Origin of the sequence: Nonomuraea lactucae, assembly GCF_003313395.1 — a bacterium.
Classification (GTDB): Bacteria; Actinomycetota; Actinomycetes; order Streptosporangiales; family Streptosporangiaceae; genus Nonomuraea; species Nonomuraea lactucae.
In genome coordinates this window covers 1-6,586 of the sequence record NZ_QNFZ01000866.1, presented here as the reverse complement: position 1 = coordinate 6,586, position 6,586 = coordinate 1, and the positions used below count along the sequence as shown (strand labels likewise).

The 6,586-nt window shown below is 69.5% G+C and carries 6 protein-coding genes and 2 pseudogenes; 2 read left to right on the top strand and 6 right to left on the bottom strand.

Translation table 11 applies throughout. From position 1 onward, the window contains the following. Positions 1 to 352 (top strand): annotated as a pseudogene (locus DQW85_RS29960) (saccharopine dehydrogenase); the annotation flags it as partial. Between the two features lie 7 nt (positions 353 to 359). Here the strand turns inward: DQW85_RS29960 and DQW85_RS29955 are convergent. From DQW85_RS29955 to DQW85_RS29940, 4 genes are all read right to left on the bottom strand, one after another. Next, complete coding sequence (locus tag DQW85_RS29955) at positions 360 to 1,400, bottom strand: polysaccharide deacetylase family protein (RefSeq protein ID WP_113703181.1); 1,041 nt, start codon at positions 1,398 to 1,400, stop codon at positions 360 to 362. A 155-nt stretch (positions 1,401 to 1,555) separates the two neighbouring features. Next, positions 1,556 to 2,770: an NADP-dependent isocitrate dehydrogenase gene (locus tag DQW85_RS29950; RefSeq protein WP_113703180.1), complete on the bottom strand. Its 1,215-nt coding sequence runs from the start codon at positions 2,768 to 2,770 to the stop codon at positions 1,556 to 1,558. A gap of 53 nt (positions 2,771 to 2,823) precedes the next feature. Then, on the bottom strand, positions 2,824 to 3,117 hold the full coding sequence (locus DQW85_RS29945) for a DUF3017 domain-containing protein (protein WP_113703179.1): 294 nt from the start codon (positions 3,115 to 3,117) through the stop codon (positions 2,824 to 2,826). After that, positions 3,114 to 4,235 (bottom strand): citrate/2-methylcitrate synthase, encoded by a 1,122-nt coding sequence (locus DQW85_RS29940; RefSeq protein ID WP_113703178.1) that lies wholly within the window; start codon positions 4,233 to 4,235, stop codon positions 3,114 to 3,116. The genes DQW85_RS29945 and DQW85_RS29940 overlap by 4 nt, the downstream gene beginning before the upstream one ends. 181 nt (positions 4,236 to 4,416) lie before the next feature. On the opposite strand from DQW85_RS29940, the gene DQW85_RS29935 reads away from it, so the two are divergent. Then, entirely contained in the window at positions 4,417 to 5,061 is a 645-nt protein-coding gene (locus tag DQW85_RS29935) for an FHA domain-containing protein (RefSeq protein ID WP_113703177.1), read from the top strand. A 42-nt stretch (positions 5,062 to 5,103) separates the two neighbouring features. On the opposite strand, the gene DQW85_RS29930 is transcribed toward DQW85_RS29935, so the two are convergent. Beyond that, complete coding sequence (locus DQW85_RS29930; protein ID WP_113703176.1) at positions 5,104 to 6,279, bottom strand: anhydro-N-acetylmuramic acid kinase; 1,176 nt, start codon at positions 6,277 to 6,279, stop codon at positions 5,104 to 5,106. 14 nt (positions 6,280 to 6,293) lie between these two features. After that, a pseudogene (locus tag DQW85_RS29925) lies at positions 6,294 to 6,586 on the bottom strand (glycosyl hydrolase); the annotation flags it as partial.

The following is a 6,586-nucleotide window of genomic DNA, read 5'->3' as shown; positions in this document are numbered from 1 at the left end:
CGCGCTCGCCCAGATCCCGCCCGCCCGCGAGTGGCTGGCGCGGCGCGTGCGGGCGGGCGACGGCCCGGGTCCGGAGCGGCGCGCGAAGAGCTGGTTCACGGTCACCTTCCTCGGCGAAGGCGGCGGCGAGCGGGTGGTCACCGAGGTGTCGGGTGGCGACCCCGGCTACGACGAGCCCGCCAAGATGCTCGCCGAGGCGGCCCTCTGCCTGGCCTTCGACGACGTCCCGCGGCGGGCGGGCCAGCTCACCACGGCGACGGCCATGGGGCGGCCCCTGATCGACCGGCTCGACAGGGCGGGCATCGCGTTCCGGATTCGCAGCGGTCCGCGCGCGGCCAGAAGGTGGCCGTAACTCCCTTTTAGTACGCCAGCGCGTACGTCTTGAACGTGGTGCGCAGGAACGGGTTCTTGAACTTGGGATAGGCCACCGTCGTCACGTCGCCGTCCGAGGTGTAGCGCATGTCCGGATTGCTCTTGAGCCAGTCGAGCCAGGCCGTCGAGCAGAACTGGGCGCAGTCGCCCTTCTTGTCCATGGCCTTGATCCGGGGGATGCCCAGCGGGTCGAAGGACCTGCTGAACGGCGAGGCCGCCGGGGTGTAGCCGGCCAGGAAGACGCCCTTGTGGTCGTAGGAGGCGTCGCCCAGCTTGCCGCGGGCGGCCCACTCCTTCTTGCTCGGCTGGTTGCCGTACGGCAGGGCGATCGTGACGGGCTTGGCGTAGGCCAGGGCGCCGATCTCCTTGGCGATGGAGCCGATCTGCTCCTCGACGTCGTTCTTCGGCCGCCCACGCAGGTTGAGGTGGTCGCGCGTGTGGTTGCCGAGGTCGAACCCGTTGTCCTTGAGCCAGAGCAGGATCTGGGCCTGCTCCTCCTTGACGGTCTTGCCGAACATGTCGCGCGTTACGTAGAACGTCGCCACCGGGCGGAAGCCAGGGTGCTTGGCCGCGGCCTCGCGCAGGATGGCGACTGCCGTGTCCGGCTTGGGCTGGCCGAGCTCGTCCAGCGTGAGCTGCGAGGGCGAGGAGTCGTCGAAGGTGAGGACGACGGGGTGCTTGCCCGCCGGGATGTCCATCTTCCCGGTGACGAACTCGGCGGCGGTGACCGGCACGTAGCCATCGCGGGCCAGCCGGTCGAGATCGGCGCGGAACTGCTCGGGCGTGCGGTCGTCCGTGGTCGCCGGGTTCTTGATGATCCGGTGGTACATGAGCACCGGCACCTGCCCGAGCTCGTTGGCCTTGACCTTGGCCGCGGCGGCGGCCTTGGCGGCCTTGGCCTGCTTCGACGCGGCGGCCGTGTCGGCCTTGGTGCTCTTGTTGACCTGTGGGGCGGGCTCGGAGCCGCAGCCGCTCACGATCGCGGCGACCGTGACCACACCCACCCCACTGATGACACGCAGTCGCATCCGAACCCCCCGAGACGCGTACGACTGTTACGGGTGGGTCCTACCCAACTGATCAACTACGCCACGCCCGCGGGATGCCAAGGGATGTCCCAGCGCAGCGAAAAGGGCCGCCCACGGGCGGCCCTTCCCAGCGCAATCGATCAGTTTCTTGAGACTCAGGCCATCTTCTTCTTCAGGTTCTCGTCCAGCGCGGCCAGGAAGTCCTGGGTGGTGAGCCACTGGGCGTCGCCGCCCACCAGCAGCGCGAGGTCCTTGGTCATCTGGCCGCCCTCGACGGTCTCGACGCAGACCCGCTCCAGTGTGTCGGCGAAGTCGATCACCGCGGGGGTGTTGTCGAGCTTGCCCCGGTGGGCCAGGCCGCGCGTCCACGCGAAGATCGAGGCGATCGGGTTGGTGGAGGTCGGCTTGCCCTGCTGGTGCTGGCGGTAGTGCCGGGTCACCGTGCCGTGCGCGGCCTCGGCCTCGACGGTGCGACCGTCGGGCGTCATGAGGACGGACGTCATCAGGCCGAGCGAGCCGAAGCCCTGCGCCACCGTGTCGGACTGGACGTCGCCGTCGTAGTTCTTGCACGCCCAGACGTAGCCGCCCTCCCACTTCAGGGAGGCGGCGACCATGTCGTCGATCAGGCGATGCTCGTAGGTGAGCCCGGCCTTCTCGAAGTCGTCCTTGAACTCGCTCTCGTAGACCTCGGCGAAGATGTCCTTGAAGCGGCCGTCGTACGCCTTGAGGATCGTGTTCTTCGTGGAGAGGTAGACCGGGTAGTCGCGGGCCAGGCCGTAGCGCATGGAGGCACGGGCGAAGTCGCGGATCGACTCGTCCAGGTTGTACATCGCCAGCGCGACGCCGGCGCCGGGGAAGTCGTAGACGTCCAGCTCGATCGGCTCGGAGCCGTCCTTCGGGGTGAAGGTGAGGGTGAGGGTGCCCTCGCCGGGAACCTTGAGGTCGGTGGCACGGTACTGGTCGCCGAACGCGTGACGGCCGACCACGATCGGCTTGGTCCAGCCGGGTACGAGCCGCGGCACGTTGGACATGATGATCGGCTCGCGGAAGATGACGCCGCCGAGGATGTTGCGGATGGTCCCGTTCGGGGACCTCCACATCTTCTTCAGACCGAACTCCTCGACCCGCGCCTCGTCCGGGGTGATGGTGGCGCACTTCACGCCCACGCCGTACTTCCGGATGGCGTTGGCGGCGTCGATCGTGACCTGGTCGTCGGTGGCGTCACGGTGCTCGATGCCGAGGTCGTAGTACTTCAGGTCGACGTCGAGGTAGGGAAGGATCAGCTGGTCCTTGATGAACTGCCAGATGATCCGGGTCATCTCGTCGCCGTCGAGTTCGACGACAGGACCCTCCACCTTGATCTTGGGCATGCGAATGGTTCCCCTTCAATGAATGGATGCGTTGAGGCTATCGGACGGCCGACTCAACGTGCGAAAAGGGACATGATGAACGCCTTGAGCTCGTTGTTTCCCAGAAGGAGCGAGGTAAGCACGAGCACGAAGCCGAACCCGGCCAGCGTGATGACGTCCGTCCTCTTGCTCCGCACCGCGAGCTGCCCGCCGTACCCCGCGAACCGCAACGCGGCGCCGACCATGACCACGCCCCCCAGCGCGAACCCGCCCCACCTGAGGTTCACCAGCATGGTCACGGCAACGGCGACGACCGCACCCGCCAAGATCAGCGGGTACGGTCCCCAACTCTCACCGGAACGGCTCACCGCTCCTCTATCGGCTTCCACTTCTGGTCACGCTCCCCGATGTATTCACTGTCGGGGCGGATCAGGCGGTTGTCGGCATGCTGCTCGATCACATGAGCCGTCCAACCCGACATACGGCTGATCGAGAAGACCGGCGTGAAGAGGTCGGTCGGAATGCCAAGGTAGTGGTAGACCGACGCGGCGTAGAAGTCGACGTTCGGATAGAGCCCCTTGGCCTCCAGGACGACCTCCTCCATCTCCTTCGACATCCGGTAATAGGTGTCGTCGCCGGACGCCTCGGCCAGTTCCCGCGACATCCTGCGCAGGTGGGTGGCGCGCGGGTCCTCGGTCTTGTAGACCCGGTGGCCGAACCCCATGATCTTCTCGTGCGCGGCCAGCCTGTCGCGTACGGTCTGCGCCACCCCGGACGGCGGGATCGACTCCAGGGTCTTCATGACCTGCTCGTTCGCGCCGCCGTGCAGCGGACCCTTGAGGGTGCCGATGGCGGCCACGATGGCGGAGTGCATGTCGGACAGCGTCGCGGCGCAGACCCGGGCGGCGAAGGTCGAGGCGTTCATGGTGTGGTCGGCGTGCAGCACCAGGCAGGCGTCGAAGATCTCGGCGGCGCGCCGCTCGGGGACGCGGCCGGTGACCTGCAGCAGGAAGTTGCCCGCGATGCTGAGCGAGGGGTCCGTCTCGGGAACCTCGCCTCCGGTGCGGGCCGCGTGGTAGCGGGCGACCAGCAGAGGCTGCTGGGCGGTGAGGCGGGCGGCCTTGCGCAGGTTGGCGTCGGGGGCGATGGAGTCCTTGTCGGGGTCGTCCGCGGCCGACAGGGAGACCAGGCTGCGCAGCGCCTCCATGGGTTTCTGCTTCTCGGCGATCTCCGCGATGTTCGCCGACACGAGCGCGCCCAGCTCCCGTCCGCGCACCAGCTCGGCGCCGTACTCCGCCAGCTCCTGCCTGTTGGGCAACTTGCCCCGCTGGAGCAGGTAGGCCGTCTCTTCGAACGTCGCTCGACCGGCGAGGTCATGGATGTCGTATCCACGGTAGAAGAGGCGACCGGCCGTCCCGTCGATGTCGCTCAGCGCAGTGGACGCGGCTACGACGTCGGCCAGGCCTTTCGTGGGCTTGTCCGCCATGAGTGTTTCCTCCGCTTATCTTCGCTGGAAGTCTACCCGTGAGCAGGTAAAACCGTCCGCAGAGGTCCAGACCAATTTCATGCGGGATTCTCCTTATGGCAAAGGCGATTCCGCATCCCCTCGGTTGGGTAAGCCGGAGCTGTAGTAATAGTTACGGCGGGCTACCTGGGGAGGAACTGCCGTGGAGGGGCCGTTCATACGCATCGAGGACACAGGCGAGGTGGTCCCGTTGCGCCCCGAGATCACGACCGTGGGGAGGGGCCGGGGTGTCGACATCCGGCTGACCGATCCGAGCGTGTCTCGACTCCATGCCGAGTTCGTCAGGCGAGGACCCTACCTGTACGTCGTTGACCTGGGCCTGTCCCGCAACGGCACGCGGGTGAATGGCAGGCCGATCGCCCGGAGGGTTCTCGACGACGGCGACGTCGTCTCCTTCGGCGCGGCGCGCGGTCGCATCGGCGGAGTCCCCCGTGAGGACTTCACCCCCGAGATCGAGCTCCGCAGGGCGGCGGCGCCCGAGCTGACCAGGCGCGAGGTCGACGTGCTGACCTCGCTCTGCCGGCCGGCGCTGTCGGATGAGGCGTTCGTCGCCCCGGCGACCGCACGCGAGATCGCCGACGACCTGGTCGTGACCGAGGCCGCGGTCAAGCAGCACCTGCTGCGGCTCTACCAGAAGTTCAGGATCCCGGAGGGCACCAACCGGCGCACGCGGCTGGCCAACGAGGTCGTCGCGCTGGGCCTGGTCCGCCCCACCCCTGTGGTGCCACCACAGCGGACGGGAGCCTCGGCCGACCAGCCGTCAGCGGCCGGTCGCAGGGCTTCATAGGGCACGACCCGCTACCCGTGGCGGGCCGCCGGACGCGACCCATCACACCAACCGGATCGCGACCGGGGCTTCGGCGAGGGGTTCCGGCAGCGTCAGCGGATCGGAACCCGGCGTCAGCGTGCCCAGCACACGCGCCCCCGTGGCGCCCGTGCAGCTGGGCACGGTAGCCGGCAGGCCGTGCGCGGTGAGCCAGCCGAAGAGCGAGAAGGCGATCGCCTCCTTCGCTCCGGCGGGCACGCCGAGCTCGTCGCTGGTCACCAGCCGTGCCTGCGGCGCGCGTACGCGCAGCATGCCCATGAGCGTGGGGTTGCGGGTGCCTCCGCCCGACACGACGACCGTGTCGAGCCGGTGCCCGCGCAGCTCCGCGGCGACGGTCTCGGCGGTCAGCGCCGTCAGCGTGGCCACCAGGTCCGTGAGCGGCAGGTCCGCCTTGGCACGACCCTTGACGTAGCCGGGCGTGAACAGCTCTTTGCCCGTGGATTTCGGCGGCTCCGTGGCGTAGTAGGGCTCCCCCAGCAGCTCGGCGAGCAGGCTCTCGTGCACCGTGCCCGCCGCGCCGAGCGCGCCGTCCTTGTCGTACGGCGGCGCGGCGGCGTCGATGAGCGCGCAGCCGGGCCCGGTGTCGTACGCGAGGGCGGGATCCGCCACGGTCAGGTTGGCGATGCCACCCAGGTTCAGCGCCCCGGCGCGACCGACCTCCAGCGCCCCGGCGCGGCCCGGCGCGAGAGCCCCGTCGCGGCCCGCCTCCACGGATGCGCTCAGGCCCGCCAGGAGCAGCAGGTCCAGGTAGGACACGAGTGGCGCGCCCTGCCCTCCGGCGGCGACGTCGCGCGCCCGCACGTCCGACACCACGGGCAGGCCCGTCCGCTCGGCGATCCAGGCGGGCTGGCCGAGCTGGAGCGTGCCCCTGACCCGGCCGCCCTCCACCCAGTGGAAGAGCGTCTGGCCGTGCGAGCAGATCAGGTCGGCCCGCGGGCAGCGTTCGGCGGCCGAGGCGAACGCCTGCCCGATGAGCGTGTCGAGCGCGCAGACCTCGCCCAGGTCCACCCTGGCGGGCGGCAGCGCGGCGACGATGCGGGCTCTCAGACCGGCGTCGTACGGCACCTCGCCGACGTGCTCGACCCTGCCGGTGAGCGTTCCGCCGTCGACTGACCAGTCGACGACCGCGCTGTCGATGCCGTCGTGCGACGTGCCGGAGATGAGACCGAGAACCCGCACCCTGCTCCCTGTCGCTAGAGGACCCTGAAGCCGTTGCTCGGCCTGCTCGTCCGGTTGGCCCGGTCGACCGCCACCACCTGGTAGTGGTCCCCGCGCCCGCCGTCCGGGTCCACCCAGCGGACCTGCCGGTCGCCGGGGACGACGGCCACGAGGTTGCGGGCGTCCCTGAACCCCTCCGACGGCGCCCGTCCCGGGAAGCGGAAGACCGCGAACAGGAACGGCTCGTCGCGGCCCGTGGCGACGGCGCGCAGCTCGACCCCGCCGGGCCGCCGCAGCGCGTACGCCAGGACGGGCCGCCGCGGCGGCT

What these genes read in the sequence shown, in the direction of transcription:
- DQW85_RS29955 (WP_113703181.1), bottom strand. Translation starts at nt 1,400, where the DNA reads ATGCGACTGCGTGTCATCAGTGGGGTGGGTGTGGTCACGGTCGCCGCG.
- DQW85_RS29950 (WP_113703180.1), bottom strand. Translation starts at nt 2,770, where the DNA reads ATGCCCAAGATCAAGGTGGAGGGTCCTGTCGTCGAACTCGACGGCGAC.
- DQW85_RS29940 (WP_113703178.1), bottom strand. Translation starts at nt 4,235, where the DNA reads ATGGCGGACAAGCCCACGAAAGGCCTGGCCGACGTCGTAGCCGCGTCC.